Raw genomic sequence first — 15215 nt, forward strand, 5'->3', positions numbered from 1 at the left:
TGCATGCCGGAAACTATTGGTCTGGACCAGCTGGGGTCAAGGGGGTGCGCGCAACTCGGCCGGGACCGGGGTCCGTCAGGAGAGGCTCCAGTGGCCGACGTCGTCGGCGAGGCCGGCGTTCAGCGCGAACTGGACCGCGGCGAGGGCGGCCCCGCCGGGCAGGCGGAACGTGACGAAGCCGAGCGCCGAGCCCCCGGGGGAGAGGGTGACGGTGTCGGGGAAGGCGGGGCCCGCGCCGGTGGCGGTGTTGGTGCCGGTGAACCGCCGGCCGTCGGAGTCCAGCAGGTGCGAGGCCTTGGCGGGGGAGTCCCGGTACACGGCGGTCCCCGTGTTCTCCAGCCGGAACCGTACGGCGACCAGCCGGTCGGGGGCCGCGCGGGCGGCCGAGGCCGGCGCGGCCGCCGGATCCGCCGGGTCGACGACCCGGGTGAGGGTGACGTCGAGGTGCTGGCCGGGCTCGTTGCCGGAGAGCGGGATCGTCTCGCCGGATCCGTCGGGGCCGCCTGCGCCGTCGGGGCCGCCTGCGCCGCCGGGGCCGCCTGCGCCGCCGAGGCTGCCGAACAGGGCCGGGACGACGAGGGTCAGCGGGGCGCATGCGGCCAAGGGGCTCAGGACGCGGCGCGGCGACCACGGCCCGGGCGCCGGTCCGCTCTGTCGGCGCACGACGCAACCTCCCTCCGCACACGGTCCCCCCGCCCACGATCCTCCGCGCCGCCCGGCCCCGCCACCCGCGGCGGCCGCGCCCGCCTCGTAGCCTGGGCTCCGGCGGCACCCCGCTCGCCGACGCCTGCGCGTTCGGTCCGTGGCGGGCGGCCCGCCGACTCCTCGAACTCGGCGCCCGCCCCGACCTGCACGAGGCCGCCGCCCTCGGACCCCTGGACCGCGTCACGGAGTTCCTCACGGCCGGCTCCCTGCCGGCGGACGAACTGACCGCCGCCTTCTGGGCCGCCTGCCACGGAGGTCAACTGTCCACCGCCCGGTACCTCCTGTCCGATCGTGTGGACGTCGACTGGGTCGGATACGGCGAGAGCACACCGCTGGACGCCGCTGTGACCAGCGGGAACGACGCGCTGATCGACTGGCTCCGGACCGTCGGCGCCCGCACCCGGGCCGAACTTCCACCCGCTTGACCCAATAATGCATTTGGATCTCCGGGGCGCTCCGTGTCAGAGTTCCCCCACCGAAGGGGCGTAGCTCAGCTGGTCAGAGCGTCGGTCTCCAAAACCGCAGGCCGCAGGTTCGAATCCTGCCGCCCCTGCACGCGCTGCACGGCATCGGGCCCGTCCCCTCGAAGGGGGCGGGCCCGACGTCGTTTCGTGATCGTCTGGCAGACTGGGACGAACCCAGCCCAGGCGGTGCAGGACAGGAAACCGGTGCGAATCCGGTGCGGTCCCGCCACTGTGACCGGACCCCGCGCGGGGTCCGGGAGTCAGACACTGACGCACCGCCTCTTCACGTCGACCAGGGGACGAGGATCCCCCGGAGAGGCTTCCCCATGCCGCGTTCCCGCGCCGTTCTGCGCGCCCTTTTCCCCGTCGCGCTCCTGATACCCCTGGCCGCCTGCGGCGGTTCGCCCTCGGGGGGCGGGGCCGCGGATGCGGCCGCCGCGCCGGGATTCCCGTACACCGTCACCAACTGCGGTGTCAGCAGCACGTACCAGGCCCCGCCGCGGCGGGCCGTCACCATGAACCAGCACGCCACCGAGATGCTGCTGGCCCTCGGCCTCCAGGACAAGATGGCCGCGACGGCGTACCTCGACGACTCCGTGCTGCCGGCCTACCGGCCCGCCTACGACGAGATCAAGGTGCTGGCCAAGGAATACCCCTCCAAGGAGGTCCTCCTCGGAGCCGACCCGGACTTCGTCTACGGCGGGTACGCGAGCGCCTTCGACAAGGCGCAGGGGCGCGACCGCGAGGGACTGGCCAAGGCCGGCATCAACTCCCGGCTCAGCGTGGAGTACTGCGGCACCGGACCGGTCGGTCTCCAGCAGCTGAAGACCGAGATCACCGAGGTCGCGCGGACCTTCGGCGTGCCCGAGCGCGGGGCGCGCCTCATCGAGGACGAGCAGCGGCGCATCGACGCCGTCGCCGCCCGGGTCAAGGACCAGGCCAAGCCGACCGTCTTCGTCTACGACTCCGGCGAGGGCACCGCCTTCACCTCAGGAGGAGGCGGCATCGGCAACGAGATCGTCTCGCTGGCCGGCGGGACGAACACCTTCGCCGACCTCAAGGACACCTTCGGTGACGTGTCGTGGGAGAAGGTCATCGAGCGGCGGCCCGAGGTCGTCCTCATCTACGACTACGGCGGCACCACCGTCGAAGCCAAGAAGCAGCGCCTGGTGAACGACCCGGCGCTGGCGGAGGTTCCCGCGATCAAGAACAAGCGGTTCGCGGTGCTGCCCCTGTCGTCGGCCGTCCTCGGCGTGCGCGTCGCCGACGCCGTGGAGTCCCTGGGCCGCCAGCTCCACCCCGGCGCCGCGTGAGCCGCCCCCGTACTCCCGCCGTGGTGGTCCTCCTGGTCGCGGCGCTCCTGGCGTCCGCCGTCGCCGGCCTGGCTCTCGGACCGGTACGGATCGCCCCCGGCCAGGTCCTGGACATCGTGCTCGGCGGACCCGGGCGGCGCACCGGGGCGTTCGCCTCCATCGTGTGGGACGTGCGGATGCCGCGGGTGCTGCTCGGGGCGGTCGTCGGGGCCGGGCTGGCCGTGGCCGGGACCGTCCTGCAGGCCCTCGTGCGCAACCAGCTCGCCGATCCGTTCCTGTTGGGCGCCTCCTCCGGGGCTTCGCTGGGCGCCGTCCTCGTCATCGTCTTCGGCGCGGGAGCGGCGGGAACCGCGGGAGTGCTCGGCGGGATCGGCGCTGCGGGCGTGCCGGCCGCCGCGTTCACCGGATCGCTGGGCGCGCTCGTCGCCGTCTACGCCATGGCACGGCGCGGCGGCACCATGACCACCGGGCGTCTGATCCTCGCCGGGGTCGCCGTCCAGTACGTTCTGTCCGCGCTCACCAGCCTGGTGCTGGTGCTCGCCGCGCACCCCGACCAGATGCGGTCCGTCCTGTTCTGGACCCTGGGCGGCCTGGGCGGCGCCCGCTGGGGCGAACTGGCCCTGCCCGCCGCGGCGCTGCTCGTGGGAACCGCCCTGCTGACCGCGCTCGCCCGGCCGCTCGACCTGCTCCTCGCGGGGGAGGAGGGCGCGCGGACCCTCGGCCTGGACACCGGGCGCTTCCGCGCCGCCGTCTTCGTCCTCACCTCCCTGGTCATCGGCGTGCTCGTCGCCTGCAGCGGTGCCATCGGCTTCGTCGGGCTGATGGTCCCGCACGCCGCCCGGATGGTCGTCGGCGCCGGGCACCGGGCGCTGCTGCCCGTGGCCGCGCTGGGCGGGGCCGTGTTCCTGACCCTGGCCGACCTGCTCGCCCGTACGGCCGCGGCGCCCGAGGAGATACCGGTCGGCGTGGTCACCGCGCTCGTCGGCGGACCGTTCTTCCTGTGGATGCTGCGCCGCTCCACGCGGGTCGAGGGGGTGGCCGGATGAGCGGCCGCCGGCCCGTGGAACTCGCCGTGGAGGCCGTGCGTTACGCGACCGAAGGGCACACCCTGCTCCACGGGGTCGACCTCGCGGCCCGGCCCGGCGAGACGGTCGGTGTGGTCGGCCCGAACGGCAGCGGCAAGACCACGCTGCTGCGCTGTGTCCACGGCGCCCTGCGGCCCACCGCCGGCCGGGTGCTGCTGGACGGCGCCGACGCGGCGGGTCTGGGCGCCAGGGACCGGGCGCGGCGGGTGGCGGTGGTCCCGCAGGACGCGGCGGGCACCTTCGGGCTGACCGTGCGCGAGGTGGTCGCGATGGGGCGCAGCCCGCACAAGCGGTTCTGGGAGCAGGACGGCCCGGACGACGTGCGCCGCGTGGGCGAGGCCCTGCGGACCGTGGGCGCGGGCGGCTTCGCGGACCGCCGGTACGACGGGCTCTCCGGCGGGGAACGGCAGCGCGCCCTGGTGGCCCGCGCCCTCGTCCAGGACCCGGGCCTGCTCGCCCTCGACGAGCCGACGAACCACCTGGACATCCGCTACCAGCTGGAGATCCTGGGCCTGGTCCGCGCCCTGCCCGCCACCGTGCTGCTCGTGCTGCACGACCTCAACCTGGCGGCCTCGTACTGCGACCGCCTGTACGTCCTGTCGGGCGGCCGGGTGGCCGCCGCGGGGACGCCGGCGGAGGTGCTGACCGAGGACCTGCTGGCCGAGGTGTACGGGGTCCGCACCCGCATCACCACCCACCCGGACACCACCGGCCCGAACATCGTCTACCTCCCGCCCGACGGGCACCGGGCGGGAGGCTGACGCATCGGGCAGGCGGCTAGGCCGCCGGCTCCTGGTAGCCGTACGGGCGGGTGATGATCTCCATTCCGTGGCCCGAGGGGTCGAGGAAGTAGACGCCGCGGCCGCCGTCGTTGTGGTTGATCTCGCCGGGATGCCTCATGTGGGGGTCGGCGAAGTACGGGATCCCGCCCGCCCGGATCTTTCCGAACGACGCGTCGAACTCCTCCTCGGAGACGAGGAACGCGTAGTGCTGGACGGTGAGCGAGTCGGCCGGGACGGTCGTGAAGTCGAGGGTGACGCCGTTGGCGGTCTCGACGGGGACGAAGGGGCCCCACTCCGTCCCGACCTCAAGGCCGAGGACGTCCGCCAGGAATGCGGCGGCCTCCCGGTTGTTCCGGGAGGGGACGATCGTGTGGTTCAGCTGGACTGACATGAGTGAATGCCTCCGCAAGGCACCTCACGGGCACCTCCATGCCTCACCCGGTCGGTGACCGGCACGCGATGCCGTGATCACGATCCTAGGGGGTCGCCTGGCCTCCGTACACCTCCGTGACGTTGTCCTGCGCGGGGTGGGTGCGCCCCACCGGGCCCGCCGCGAACGCCCGCAGCAGGTTCTCCGTGACCCGCGTGGTCAGCGCGCCCGCCTTCGCGTCGAGGCCGTGGTTGGCGCCGCTGCGGCCGTCGCCCGTCGCGTCCAGGGCCTCCACCCACCGCATGGTCCCGGTCGCGAACACGCCCGCGCCGCTCGGCGTCGTGTAGTACGCCGTGTCCTGGTGGCTGGGCCGGCCCTCGCACACCACGGGGGAGTGGGCCAGGATCTCGATCGGCCGGGGCGTCGGGAAGCCGGTGTTGACCTTGTCGTACTCCACTCCCACCAGGTGGGCGAAGTGTTCGCCGGCCTTCACTCCGGTGCCCTCGAACAGCCAGTGGTCCGGGTGGGTCACCACGTACGGGGCGTCCACGGGATAGCCGTCGTAGATCACGCCGAGCAGCGAGCTCTCCGGATCGGCGCCCGGCGCCGACCGGAAGTCGACGGTGGCCGGCCGGCCGCGCTTGAACCCGGGGTCCTGGTCGTAGGCGGACTTGTAGCAGACCACCGTGCGGTCCGGTCCGAGATCGGAGGGCTCCAGCCGGATCCGGCGGAAGCAGCAGTTCGCGCCGAGGATCGCGATGTTGGTCCCGGCGTCCCGGGCGGCGGTGAAACGGGCCCGCTGCTCGGGCGACCAGTACTCGTCGTGGCCGAGGGAGAGGACCGCCGCGGCCCCTTCCAGCAGGCGCTTCTCCCGCGCCACATCGGTGGTCGTCGCGTAGGCGAGGGGCAGGCCCAGCCGCTCGGCGAGGGCGAGCAGCGGGGCCTCGTACACGAGGAACAGCCCCGCGCCGTCGTCGTACTCGTACGGCCGGTCGAACGTGACGGCGAGGGAGCGCGAGGCGTAGCCGCCGCTGGGGCCGTCGTAACTGCCGTAGCCGCCCCACCGGTTGTACGCCTGCCAGGTCGCCACCGCGTTCACCACGACCGTACGGCCGGCGCCGGCCGCCGAGCGGACGGTGACCGGGACGAAGCGCTGGCCCTCGCCACCCTGTGCGTCCAGCCGCAGCAGGTAGCAGCCCTCGGGCCAGTCCTTGGTGTCGACGGTGGTGGTACGGGGCCACCGGGCGGCGACCATACGGGTCGCGGAATCCACCGTGGGCTCCGGCTGGCGCACCCCGGGCAGTGCCTCGGACCGCCACACCAGGCGGGCCCGGGCGCCGCCGTACCAGCCCATGCGATAGGCGGAGACGGTGAACCGGGGTGCGGTGGTGGACACGTGCAGGCCGAAGGACTCGCCGGGCAGCACGCTGACCTTGTCGGCGAAGCCCTCGACGGCCCGCGCGGGCCCCGCCTTGGTCACACGCCAATCGGCGTGCCCCGCCTTGGCGTTCTCGGCCTTGACGTCGAAGGCGACCGGTCCGCCCTTCCCCGCCGCCCCGCCGGGCGCCGCCCCCTTGTCCTTGCCCGTTCCCGCTGCCCCGTGGCCGGCTCCGCCCGCGCAGCCGGCCACGGCCCCGAGCCCGGCGGCGGTGGCCGCTCCCGTCGCGAGCGCGAGGAACCGCCGCCTGCCCGCACCGTCGCCGTTCCCGGGCCCGGCTATGTACTCCTGTTCCATGCAGGGCACGTTATGTCATGCTTGACGCCCTTCTTCTGCCGGCCCGGCCGCCCGCGCAGGCCTCCGCTCACCCCAGCCGGACCACCACCTGCTGGCCGGCCCCCGCCACCGTGGTGAGGTTCCCGAATTCGAGACGCAACCGCTTGCCCGTGACCTCCGAGACCAGGCTCGCCGACCGGGACAGCACCGCGGCCACGGGCCGGTTCCACACCAGCGTCAGTGAGGCCAGGGTCCGGGCCGGGTCCGCGACGCAGAGGGTGGCCGTGCCGTCCGGTCTCTCCCGGACGGTCACCGAACAGGGTGACCCCGCCTCCAGCGGACCGGCCGATCCGGCCTGCCAGAAGTTGACCCCGGTGAAGCCCAGCGAGGGAACAAAGACGCCTTGTGCCGTCTGCGAGTTGGCGAGGACGGAGAGCCAGCCCGTGACGGCGGCTCTCGCGGCGGTCCGGGCCGCCGTCGCCCCCGGCATCATCTGGTGGACGTATCCGGCTCCGGCCGGATCCTTGCCGTGGTCGTACCAGAGGGTGAGGTAGCGCCGGGTCAGGGCCGTGGCGGACCCGAGCCGGTTGATCTCGCTCCACCGGCCGGTGCGCGCCTCCCGCAGGACTCTGAACGGACCCGAACCCGACATCACGTACCCGCCGAAGCCCGCCAGATGAGCCCAGCCGGGAGAGGGGAAGGCCGCCGACCAGCCCAGGGCGGCCGGCTGAGCGGAGCCGCTCACGGTCAGGGCATGAGTGCCGGAGGCGCCCAGATTGCGGTTGTCGACCACCGTCTCGACCACGGTCCCGTCCGAGCAGCGGATCCCGGCCCCCAGGCAGACGATCGTGTCGTCGAGGAAGAACCAGGACTTGCGGGCCGTGAGCGTGCTGCCCAGGCCGCGCAGGTGCTGGCCCAGTGAGGCGAACTCGCCGTCGGTCGTCCCGCCCACCCAGGCCGCGCCGGGCCGCGACGCCCCCCAGTCACCGCCCGCCCCGTCGGCCAGAACCTTCCGCGAGACCGTGGTCCCCGGCAGCCGGTAGGGGTCCACCGTGGGCCAGAAGGCGTCCGAGTACTGGCCGTTGCCGTACGTGGCTCCCCACCAGGAGAGCATTCCGCTCCCCGTGTGCCAGCCGCGCAGGTTCTCCCCGTTGCCCGTCTCGTAGTGGGCGATCCGCTGCGAGGCCATGGACAGCGAGGCCGCCCAGTCGGGGCGGCGGTGCGTGGCCCGGTCCATGGAAGCGAACAGCCGGTGTCCGACCGGCTCGGGCAGCGCGGTGACCGAGGGATCGGACTCGACCTCCGCCAACCGGACGAGCGAGGACAGGGCGAGCGCCGTGTCCGCGAGCGGTCGGCTGTAGTAGTCCCGTGCCATCCAGCCCTTCACCAACCCCCGCCAGCGCGCCCGCTCGGAGGTGCTCGCACCCTCCGCGAGGAGCAGGATCGAGGCGAGCACCGCGTGCCCCCGCGCATGGTCGTCCTGCTGGACCTGCCGGGGATCGGCGACCATCAGTCCCCGGCTCACCGCCCGCCCCGACACTCCGTCCATGACCAGCCCGTTGAACAGGAACGGCGCCCAGGCCCGCTCCACCGCGTCGAAGGCGATCTGCGCCCCGGGATCCGTGACCTGCCAAGCGGTGCCCTTCAGGAGTGCGAACAACATCCCCAGCCCGCCGAGCAGCACCGCCCCGTACGTCCCCGTGTACGGCACCCAGGTGTGCTGGACGAACGACCCGTCCCGGTAGAGCCCGTCGCCCGCGCTGACGTACGGGAACACCGGCGTGAGCGCGTCCCGCGCCAGGGCGATCTTCGCCGAGTCCCCGCCGACCACCCCGCGCAGCGCCAGTACCCGGCACAGGTCCACCCGGTTCGCCCCCGTACTGGTCCCGGTGTACGAGCCGACGGCCGAGTCCGGGACGAAGTGGTCGACGGCCGCGCAGAACTCGGCGAGCCGCGACGCCGACAGCTCCTCGTACAGCAGCACGCACAGGTCCAGCAGGGCCTGCGGGGCGCCGATCTGCCAGCAGTACCAGTTCCCGTACCGCACCTGGCCGGCGTGGTAGACGTCCGTGTGCAGGTGGTCCAGCCCGGTCAGGAGGGCCGAGCGCAGCCCGGCATCCCCGGTGAGCCCGGTCGCGGGCCGGAGGTAGGCCTCGGCCATCGTCCGCAGCCGGTGGTAGCTCTGCATCATCATCTCGGGGTCGCCGCCGTACCCCAGGTCGGGCCAGAGCGAGCCCGGCGCCGGAGCCATGGCCGCGCGCCAGCCTCCGGACAGGGCGCCGAGATCGGCGAGTCTCGAACGGAACGGCTCGGCCGCGGCGGGGATGTCGCCGCCCAGGAAGAGGCCGCGCCACACCGCCCGCATGGCGTCGTGGACCCCGTCCGCCGGCGCGGCCCCCGCCCGAGCGGCGGGCGCCCCCAGCAGGAGCGCACCCCCGCCCGCGGCGGAGAGGAAGGCGCGCCGACTCCACACGTCTGTCATCGCATGCTCCTTGTCCGATCCCGTACCGGCCCCCGCCGGCCCGTCACTTGCCCCACTCGGAACGCCTCACGCCACGTGCTCCCGGTAGCGGTCGATCACCTCCCGCAGCACCTCGGCACCGTCTCGCGCCCACAGCCCCGGATGGAAGATCTCGACCTCCACCGAGCCCCGATAACCGGCCGAGTCGGCCAGCTCCCGGAACGCGCGCAGATCGATGCAGCCGTCGCCCAGCTGCCCGCGCCCCAGCAGCACCCCGGCGGGCAGCGGGGTCACCCAGTCCGCCACCTGGACCGACACGATCCGCCCGCCGGCACCCGCCCGGCGCAGATCGGCCGGCAGCCGCTCGTCCCACCACAGGTGGTAGGAGTCGGCGACCACCCCCACCTGCTGCGCCGGGAACTGCTCGGCGATCTCCAGGGCCTGGCCGAGCGTGGAGACCACGCAGCGGTCCGAGGCGAACATCGGATGGAGGGGCTCGATCCCCAGCCGCACCCCGTGCGCGGCCGCCCACGGGGCGAGCTCGCCCAGGACGTCGCCGATCCGCCGCCGCGCACCCACCAGGTCCCGGTCGCCGTCGGGCAGGCCCCCCGAGACCAGGACCAGTGCTTCGGCACCCAGCTCGGCGGCCTCCGCGACGGCCCGGCGGTTGTCTTCGAGGGCCGTCGCCCGCCCGGCCGGATCGGCGGCGGTGAAGAACCCGCCGCGACACAGCGAGCTGACCCGCAGCCCTGCCCCGGCGACCAGCTTCGCGGTCTCGCGCAGCCCGAACTCCCGCACCGGATCCCGCCACAGCCCGACCGCTTCCACTCCGGCCGCGACGCACCCGTCGACCAGCCCGGGCATCGACCACTGCCGGATGGTCTCCTGGTTGAGGCTGAACCGGGCCGGGGCCCTGCCGCGGCTCACGACGCCACCCCGTACACCGCGAAGAGCTGCCGCATCCGCGACTCGGCGAGCTCGGGGTCGGGGAACAGACCCAGCAGGTCGGCCTGTTCGTACGCGGTGGCCAGATGGGGGAGCGGCCGGGCCGACTGGAGCCCGCCCAGCATCGTGAAGTGCTCCTGGTGCCCCGCCAGCCAGGCCAGCAGCACCACCCCCGTCTTGTAGTGGCGGGTCGGCGGGGCGAACAGGTGCCGCGACAGCGTCACCGTCGGATCCAGCAGCTCGCGGAGACCGGCCGGGTCGTCCCGGTCCAGGGCGATCCCCGCCCGGGCGGCCAGCGGGGCGATCGGATCGAAGACGCCCAGCAGTGCGTCGCTTCCCGGTTCCCCCGCTCCTTCCCCCGCGATCAGTTCGGGGTAGTGGTAGTCGTCGCCCGTGTAGCAGCGCACGCCCGGCGGGAGCCTGCGCCGGATGTCCTTCTCCCGCTCCGCGTCCAGCAGCGAGACCTTGATCCCGTCCACCTTCTCCGGGCAGTCGGCGATCACCTTCAAGAAGACCTCGGTCGCCGCGTCGAGGTCGGCGTGGCCCCAGTAGCCGGCCAGCTCCGCGTCGAACATCGGGCCCAGCCAGTGCAGTACGACCGGCCGGGCGCTCTGCCGCAGCAGCCTCCCGTACACCTCCAGATAGTCCTCCGGGCCGTGCGCCACGGCCGCCAGGGCCCGGGAGGCCATCAGCACGGCCCCCGACCCGCAGTCCTCGACGTGCGCGAGCTGTTCCTCGTACGCGGCGGTGATCGCGGAGAGCGCGTGCCCGCCGCCCGGGGAGAGCTGGTCGGTGCCCGCGCCGCAGACGATCCGGCCGCCCACCGCCCGGGCCTCGGCGGCCGACCGGCGGATCAGCTCCGCCGCGGCCCCCCAGTCCAGCCCCATCCCGCGCTGCGCCGTGTCCATGGCCTCCGCCACCCCGAGGCCCTGGGCCCACAGCCGGTGCCGGAAGGCAAGCGTCGCCTCCCAGTCCACCGCCGCACCCGCCCGCGAGGCCGGCCCGCAGGCGGAGGCGGTGAGCGGATCGGCGACCGCGTGCGCCGCCGCGTAGAACCGGCGACTGCGCGCCGGACCGCAGACCAGTGGCGCGAGGGGTTCGGTACACGGCCGGTGCAGACGGTATCCGCCGTCCGCGGCCGGAAGCCGGATGCTCACAGGACCACCTCCGGCACCGGCAGCCGCCTGCCCTCCGCGGAGGACCGCAGCCCCAGCTCGGCGAGCTGCACCCCGCGCGCACCGGCCAGCAGGTCCCACTGCCAGGGCTCGTCGAGCACCACATGGCGCAGGAACAGCTCCCACTGGGCTTTGAAGCCGTTGTCGAACGGGCCGTTGTCCGGGACGTCCTGCCACTGGGCGCGGAACGCCTGCGTCTGCGGCAGATCCGGATTCCACACCGGCTTCGGCGTCGCCCCGCGGTGCTGGATGCGGCAGCCGCGCAGCCCGGCGACCGCCGACCCCTGCGTCCCGTCCACCTGGAACTCCACCAGTTCGTCACGGTGGACCCGCACCGCCCAGGAGGAGTTGATCTGCGCGATGGCGCCGCCCTCCAGCTCGAAGACGCCGTACGCCGCGTCGTCCGCCGTCGCCTCGTACGGCTTGCCCTCCTCGTCCCAGCGACGGCCGATGTGCGTACGGGCCAGGGCCTGCACCGTGCGGACCCGGCCGAAGAGCTCGTGGAGCACGTACTCCCAGTGCGGGAACATGTCGGCGACGATGCCCCCGCCGTCCTGCGCCCGGTAGTTCCAGGACGGCCGCTGGGCCGACTGCCAGTCCCCCTCGAACACCCAGTACCCGAACTCTCCGCGCACGGAGAGGATCTCGCCGAAGAAGCCGCCTTCGATCAGCCGTTTGAGTTTCATCAGCCCCGGCAGGAACAGCTTGTCCTGGACCACTCCGTGCTTGACCCCGGCTTCCGCCGCCAGGCGGGCCAGCTCCAGTGAGGAAGCGAAGCTCAGAGCCGTCGGTTTCTCGCAGTAGACGTGTTTGCCCGCTGCCACGGCCTGCCGCACCGCGGCCTCGCGGGCTCCGGTGACCTGCGCGTCGAAGTAGATCTCGACCTCGGGGTCGGCCAGCACGGCCGACAGGTCCGTGCTGAGGTGCTCCAGTCCGTGCTCTTCGGCGATGGCCCGCAGCGCCGGCTCCCGGCGTCCTACCAGCACCGGCTCGGGCCACAGCACCCGGCCGTCGCCCAGGTCCAGCCCGCCTTGCTCGCGCAGGGCGAGCAGTGAGCGGACCAGATGCTGGCGGTAACCCATCCGCCCGGTCACGCCGTTCATCGCGATCTTGATCGTCCTGCGCTCCATGATGGCCCCTCCTTCATGCTCGTCGTCCGATGGAAGCGATAGAAAGCGCTTTCTTCCCTCTCAGGCTAGGGCCGAGAAGGATTGGCCCGCAACACTCGTTCGAGTGATAGAAAGCGCTTTCCAAATCGGAGAGTATGGAGATCCACACCGGATGAGACGATGACCCGGGACAAGCAGGAGGGGTGCGAAAGATGGCGGTGACTCTTGCCGAGGTCGCGGCGCACGCGGGCGTGTCGCCCGCGACGGTCTCGCGCGTGCTCAACGGCGGATACCCGGTGGCCGGCGGCACCCGGACCCGGGTGGAACAGGCCGTCGAAGCGCTCGGCTACGTGGCCAACGGCCCCGCCCGCGCCCTCGCGGCCGCCACCTCCGACCTGGTCGGCGTCCTCGTCCACGACGTGGCGGACGGCTTCTTCGGCATCCTGGCCGGATCCCTGCAGAGCGCCCTCGCCCCGACCGGCCACGGCGATCCCCGTCGGCTCGCCGTGGTCTGCAACACCGAGGGCGCTCCCGCGGCCGAGCTGGCCTACCTCACGCTGCTGGAGGGGCAGCGCGCCGGCGGGGTCGTCCTGACCGGCGGCGCGGTGGAGGAGCCCGGGCACACCGGCGCCCTCACCGCCCGCGTCACCCGAATGGCGGGCGCCGGCGCCCCCGTCGTCCTGTGCGGGCGGCCCCCGCTTCCCGTTCCCCCCGCACTGCCCGTGGCCACCGTCATGTTCGACGACCGCGGCGGTGCCTTCCGTCTCGCCGAACACCTGCTGTCGCTGGGCCACCGGCGCATCGCGTACGTGGCCGGCCCGCCGGGGCTGAGCACCACCCGAGAGCGGCTCGGGGGCCACCGCGAGGCGCTGGGACGGCACGATCCCGCCCTGCCCGAAGCCTGCGAGCCGCTCACCGTGCACGCCGGTTTCGAGCGCTCCGCCGGCTACGACGCCACCCGGGAGCTGCTGCGCCGCGGGGCGCCCTTCACCGCCGTCGCCGCGGCCAACGACACCGTCGCCACGGGAGTGGCGGCGGCCTTGCGCGAGGCCGGACTGCGCATCCCCGGGGACGTGTCCGTCGCCGGTTTCGACGACCTCCCCGTCTGCGTGGACACCGCCCCCGCGCTCACCACCGTCCGTGTGCCGCTGCGGGAAGCCGGCGCACTCGCCGCCCAGCTGGTCACCGGCCGCAAGCCGATGCCCCCGGGCGGCATCACCACCCTGCCCACCGAACTCATCGTGCGCGGCTCCACCGCGCCGCCCCCGTCCGAGGGGAGCCGTCCGTGAGGTACGCCTTCTCGACGCTCGGCCTGCCCGGGGCGCCGCTCGACCGCAGCGCCGCCCTCGCCGCCGCCCACGGCTACGAGGGCCTCGAACTGCGCGCCCACCCCGAGGAGCCCCTGCACCCCGGCAGTCCGAAGACGGACCGGGCGGCGGGCCTGCGCGCTCTCACCGCCGCCGGAGTCTCGGTGCTCGGGATCGCGGGATATGCCCGGGTGGCCGCCCCCGGCGCGGACGAGCCGGTCCTCGCCGAACTGCACGCCCTGGTCCGGCTCGCCGCCGACCTCGAAGCCCCGTACGTCCGGGTGTTCCCGGGCGGCGCCGAGCAGCCCGAGCCCGCCGCCGATGCCCACGCCGTCCGCCGACTGGCCGCCGCCGCGCCGTTCGCCGAGCGGCACGGGGTGCGGATCCTGATGGAGACGCACGATTCGCACCGGACCGGGGCCGCCGCCGCGCGCGTGCTGGACCGGGTCGGGCGGGCCGGCGCGGGCGCGCTGTGGGACGTACTGCACACCTGGCTCGCGGGCGAGTCCCCGGCCGAGTCCCGGCGGGCGCTGGACCGGCACTTGGGCTACGTGCAGGTGAAGGACGTGGCGTCGGCCCGGCAGCTCACCCCGCTCGGGCTCGGCGCCGGAGCGCTGCCGCTCGCCGAGGCCGTGGCCGCGGCGCCGCGGGACGGCTGGCTCTGCTGGGAGTACGAGAAGCGCTGGTATCCCGGCGCCGCCGAGCTGCCGGGGCAGCTCGCGGGAGCCCGGGAGTACTTGGAGCAACTCGTGGCGAGGGGAGGGGAGACGGGGGCTCATGCCGAGTAGGCGAGCCGGCCCCGGTCGACGGCGTAGCGGAAGTCCAGCCCCAGGGCGTACCGCTCCAGCTCCTCGACCGCCGTCGCCGCGAGCCGTTCCAGCTCGCCGCCCAGCGAACCGGCCACATGCGGGGTGAGCAGCACGTTCGGCAGGTTGTACAGCGGGGATCCGGCGGGCAGCACCTCGGGCTCGGTGTGGTCGAGCACGGCGTGCAGCCGGCCGGCGACCAGTTCCTCGGTCAGCGCCACGGTGTCGACGAGCGAACCCCGCGCGGTGTTGACGAGCGTGGCGCCGTCCGGCATCAGCGCCAGCCCGGAGGCGTCCAGCAGGTGGTGGGTCTGCGGCAGCGCGGGGGCGTGCAGGCTCACCACGTCGCTGCGGCGCAGCAGTTCGTCGAGCGCGCAGGACTCGCCGCCCAGCGCGGCGAGCTCGCCGGGGTCGGCGTACGGATCGTGGACGAGTACCCGCAGGTCGAAGGGGCGCAGCAGTTCCATCACGCGCCGGCCGATCAGCGAGGCGCCGACGATGCCGACCGTGCGGTGGTAATTGCCGACGGCCGGGTAGCGGCGCAGCAGGTCGATGGGGCCGCGCGCCGCCCGGTAGGCGTGGGCGGATTCCAGGACCCGCTTGTTGGCGAGCAGGATCGCGGCGAGCGTGTACTCGGCGACCGGTACGGCATTGGCGGCGGCCGCGCTGGAGACCAGCAGCCCGCGCTCCCAGCAGGCTTCCGTGACATGGTGTTTGACACTGCCGGCGGCGTGCACGACGGCGCGCAGCCGCGGCATCCGCTCCAGCGCATCGGCGTCGAGCGGCGGGCAGCCCCAGCCGGTCAGCAACACCTCGGCGTCCGCGAGGCGGCGGTCGAGCCCGGGCTCCTCGTGCTCGAAGCAGGTCAGCAGCAGGTCGGTGTCCACGTCGGCGACCCGGACCAGCTCGGGCAGCATGCGGCCGCCGAGGACGGCGGTCCGGGTGCCGGGGCTCATGGCGAGCACGGTGGCGGGGCGGC

14 protein-coding genes, 1 tRNA gene and 1 riboswitch are annotated in these 15215 nt (G+C 73.9%); of the genes, 7 read left to right on the forward strand and 8 right to left on the reverse strand.

Annotation, left to right across the window (positions count from 1 at the left end; all coding sequences use genetic code 11):
* Window positions 1–75: 75 nt before the first annotated feature.
* Window positions 76–603, reverse strand: a complete 528-nt coding sequence (locus AB0M92_RS21710; protein WP_366103887.1) for a hypothetical protein — start codon at window positions 601–603, stop codon at window positions 76–78.
* On the opposite strand from AB0M92_RS21710, the gene AB0M92_RS21715 reads away from it, so the two are divergent.
* The 5 genes from AB0M92_RS21715 (at window position 594) to AB0M92_RS21735 (ending at window position 4328) form a co-directional block, all read left to right on the forward strand.
* Window positions 594–1130, forward strand: a complete 537-nt coding sequence (locus AB0M92_RS21715) for an ankyrin repeat domain-containing protein (RefSeq protein WP_366103888.1) — start codon at window positions 594–596, stop codon at window positions 1128–1130. The two genes, AB0M92_RS21710 and AB0M92_RS21715, sit on opposite strands and share 10 nt — an antisense overlap.
* 54 nt (window positions 1131–1184) lie before the next feature.
* Window positions 1185–1258: transfer RNA gene (locus AB0M92_RS21720), tRNA-Trp, on the forward strand.
* A 104-nt stretch (window positions 1259–1362) separates the two neighbouring features.
* Window positions 1363–1439: riboswitch (cobalamin riboswitch) on the forward strand.
* A gap of 56 nt (window positions 1440–1495) precedes the next feature.
* Entirely contained in the window at window positions 1496–2482 is a 987-nt protein-coding gene (locus AB0M92_RS21725; RefSeq protein ID WP_366103889.1) for an ABC transporter substrate-binding protein, read from the forward strand.
* The gene (locus AB0M92_RS21730) at window positions 2479–3528 is read left to right on the forward strand and encodes an iron ABC transporter permease (protein WP_366103890.1); all 1050 of its coding nucleotides are present in this window, start codon (window positions 2479–2481) and stop codon (window positions 3526–3528) included. Before AB0M92_RS21725 ends, AB0M92_RS21730 begins: the two co-directional genes overlap by 4 nt.
* The gene (locus tag AB0M92_RS21735) at window positions 3525–4328 is read left to right on the forward strand and encodes an ABC transporter ATP-binding protein (RefSeq protein ID WP_366103891.1); all 804 of its coding nucleotides are present in this window, start codon (window positions 3525–3527) and stop codon (window positions 4326–4328) included. Before AB0M92_RS21730 ends, AB0M92_RS21735 begins: the two co-directional genes overlap by 4 nt.
* 16 nt (window positions 4329–4344) lie before the next feature.
* On the opposite strand, the gene AB0M92_RS21740 is transcribed toward AB0M92_RS21735, so the two are convergent.
* The 6 genes from AB0M92_RS21740 to AB0M92_RS21765 form a co-directional block, all read right to left on the reverse strand.
* Window positions 4345–4740, reverse strand: coding sequence for a VOC family protein (locus tag AB0M92_RS21740; protein ID WP_366103892.1), 396 nt, complete (start codon window positions 4738–4740; stop codon window positions 4345–4347).
* Between the two features lie 85 nt (window positions 4741–4825).
* Complete coding sequence (locus tag AB0M92_RS21745) at window positions 4826–6454, reverse strand: N,N-dimethylformamidase beta subunit family domain-containing protein (protein WP_366103893.1); 1629 nt, start codon at window positions 6452–6454, stop codon at window positions 4826–4828.
* A 67-nt stretch (window positions 6455–6521) separates the two neighbouring features.
* Window positions 6522–8915, reverse strand: a complete 2394-nt coding sequence (locus AB0M92_RS21750; protein WP_366103894.1) for a polysaccharide lyase 8 family protein — start codon at window positions 8913–8915, stop codon at window positions 6522–6524.
* Between the two features lie 66 nt (window positions 8916–8981).
* The gene (locus tag AB0M92_RS21755; RefSeq protein ID WP_366103970.1) at window positions 8982–9758 is read right to left on the reverse strand and encodes a sugar phosphate isomerase/epimerase family protein; all 777 of its coding nucleotides are present in this window, start codon (window positions 9756–9758) and stop codon (window positions 8982–8984) included.
* Window positions 9759–9817: 59 nt separating this feature from the next.
* The gene (locus AB0M92_RS21760; RefSeq protein WP_366103895.1) at window positions 9818–10996 is read right to left on the reverse strand and encodes a dihydrodipicolinate synthase family protein; all 1179 of its coding nucleotides are present in this window, start codon (window positions 10994–10996) and stop codon (window positions 9818–9820) included.
* A complete protein-coding gene (locus tag AB0M92_RS21765; protein WP_366103896.1) occupies window positions 10993–12144 on the reverse strand; it encodes a Gfo/Idh/MocA family oxidoreductase in 1152 nt (383 codons plus the stop codon). The genes AB0M92_RS21760 and AB0M92_RS21765 overlap by 4 nt, the downstream gene beginning before the upstream one ends.
* A gap of 191 nt (window positions 12145–12335) precedes the next feature.
* On the opposite strand from AB0M92_RS21765, the gene AB0M92_RS21770 reads away from it, so the two are divergent.
* A complete protein-coding gene (locus tag AB0M92_RS21770) occupies window positions 12336–13412 on the forward strand; it encodes a LacI family DNA-binding transcriptional regulator (RefSeq protein ID WP_366103897.1) in 1077 nt (358 codons plus the stop codon).
* Entirely contained in the window at window positions 13409–14218 is an 810-nt protein-coding gene (locus AB0M92_RS21775; protein WP_366103898.1) for a sugar phosphate isomerase/epimerase family protein, read from the forward strand. Before AB0M92_RS21770 ends, AB0M92_RS21775 begins: the two co-directional genes overlap by 4 nt.
* On the opposite strand, the gene AB0M92_RS21780 is transcribed toward AB0M92_RS21775, so the two are convergent.
* Window positions 14206–15192, reverse strand: coding sequence for a hydroxyacid dehydrogenase (locus AB0M92_RS21780; protein WP_366103971.1), 987 nt, complete (start codon window positions 15190–15192; stop codon window positions 14206–14208). The genes AB0M92_RS21775 and AB0M92_RS21780 overlap by 13 nt on opposite strands.
* Window positions 15193–15215: the final 23 nt, after the last annotated feature.

Source organism: Streptomyces sp. NPDC051582, assembly GCF_040681715.1.
GTDB lineage: Bacteria > Actinomycetota > Actinomycetes > Streptomycetales > Streptomycetaceae > Streptomyces.

What these genes read in the sequence shown, in the direction of transcription:
- AB0M92_RS21770 (WP_366103897.1), top strand. Translation starts at nt 12,336, where the DNA reads ATGGCGGTGACTCTTGCCGAGGTCGCGGCGCACGCGGGCGTGTCGCCC.
- AB0M92_RS21715 (WP_366103888.1), top strand. Translation starts at nt 594, where the DNA reads ATGCGGCCAAGGGGCTCAGGACGCGGCGCGGCGACCACGGCCCGGGCG.
- AB0M92_RS21745 (WP_366103893.1), bottom strand. Translation starts at nt 6,454, where the DNA reads ATGGAACAGGAGTACATAGCCGGGCCCGGGAACGGCGACGGTGCGGGC.
- AB0M92_RS21750 (WP_366103894.1), bottom strand. Translation starts at nt 8,915, where the DNA reads ATGACAGACGTGTGGAGTCGGCGCGCCTTCCTCTCCGCCGCGGGCGGG.
- AB0M92_RS21735 (WP_366103891.1), top strand. Translation starts at nt 3,525, where the DNA reads ATGAGCGGCCGCCGGCCCGTGGAACTCGCCGTGGAGGCCGTGCGTTAC.
- AB0M92_RS21740 (WP_366103892.1), bottom strand. Translation starts at nt 4,740, where the DNA reads ATGTCAGTCCAGCTGAACCACACGATCGTCCCCTCCCGGAACAACCGG.
- AB0M92_RS21725 (WP_366103889.1), top strand. Translation starts at nt 1,496, where the DNA reads ATGCCGCGTTCCCGCGCCGTTCTGCGCGCCCTTTTCCCCGTCGCGCTC.
- AB0M92_RS21765 (WP_366103896.1), bottom strand. Translation starts at nt 12,144, where the DNA reads ATGGAGCGCAGGACGATCAAGATCGCGATGAACGGCGTGACCGGGCGG.
- AB0M92_RS21755 (WP_366103970.1), bottom strand. Translation starts at nt 9,758, where the DNA reads ATGCCCGGGCTGGTCGACGGGTGCGTCGCGGCCGGAGTGGAAGCGGTC.
- AB0M92_RS21780 (WP_366103971.1), bottom strand. Translation starts at nt 15,192, where the DNA reads ATGAGCCCCGGCACCCGGACCGCCGTCCTCGGCGGCCGCATGCTGCCC.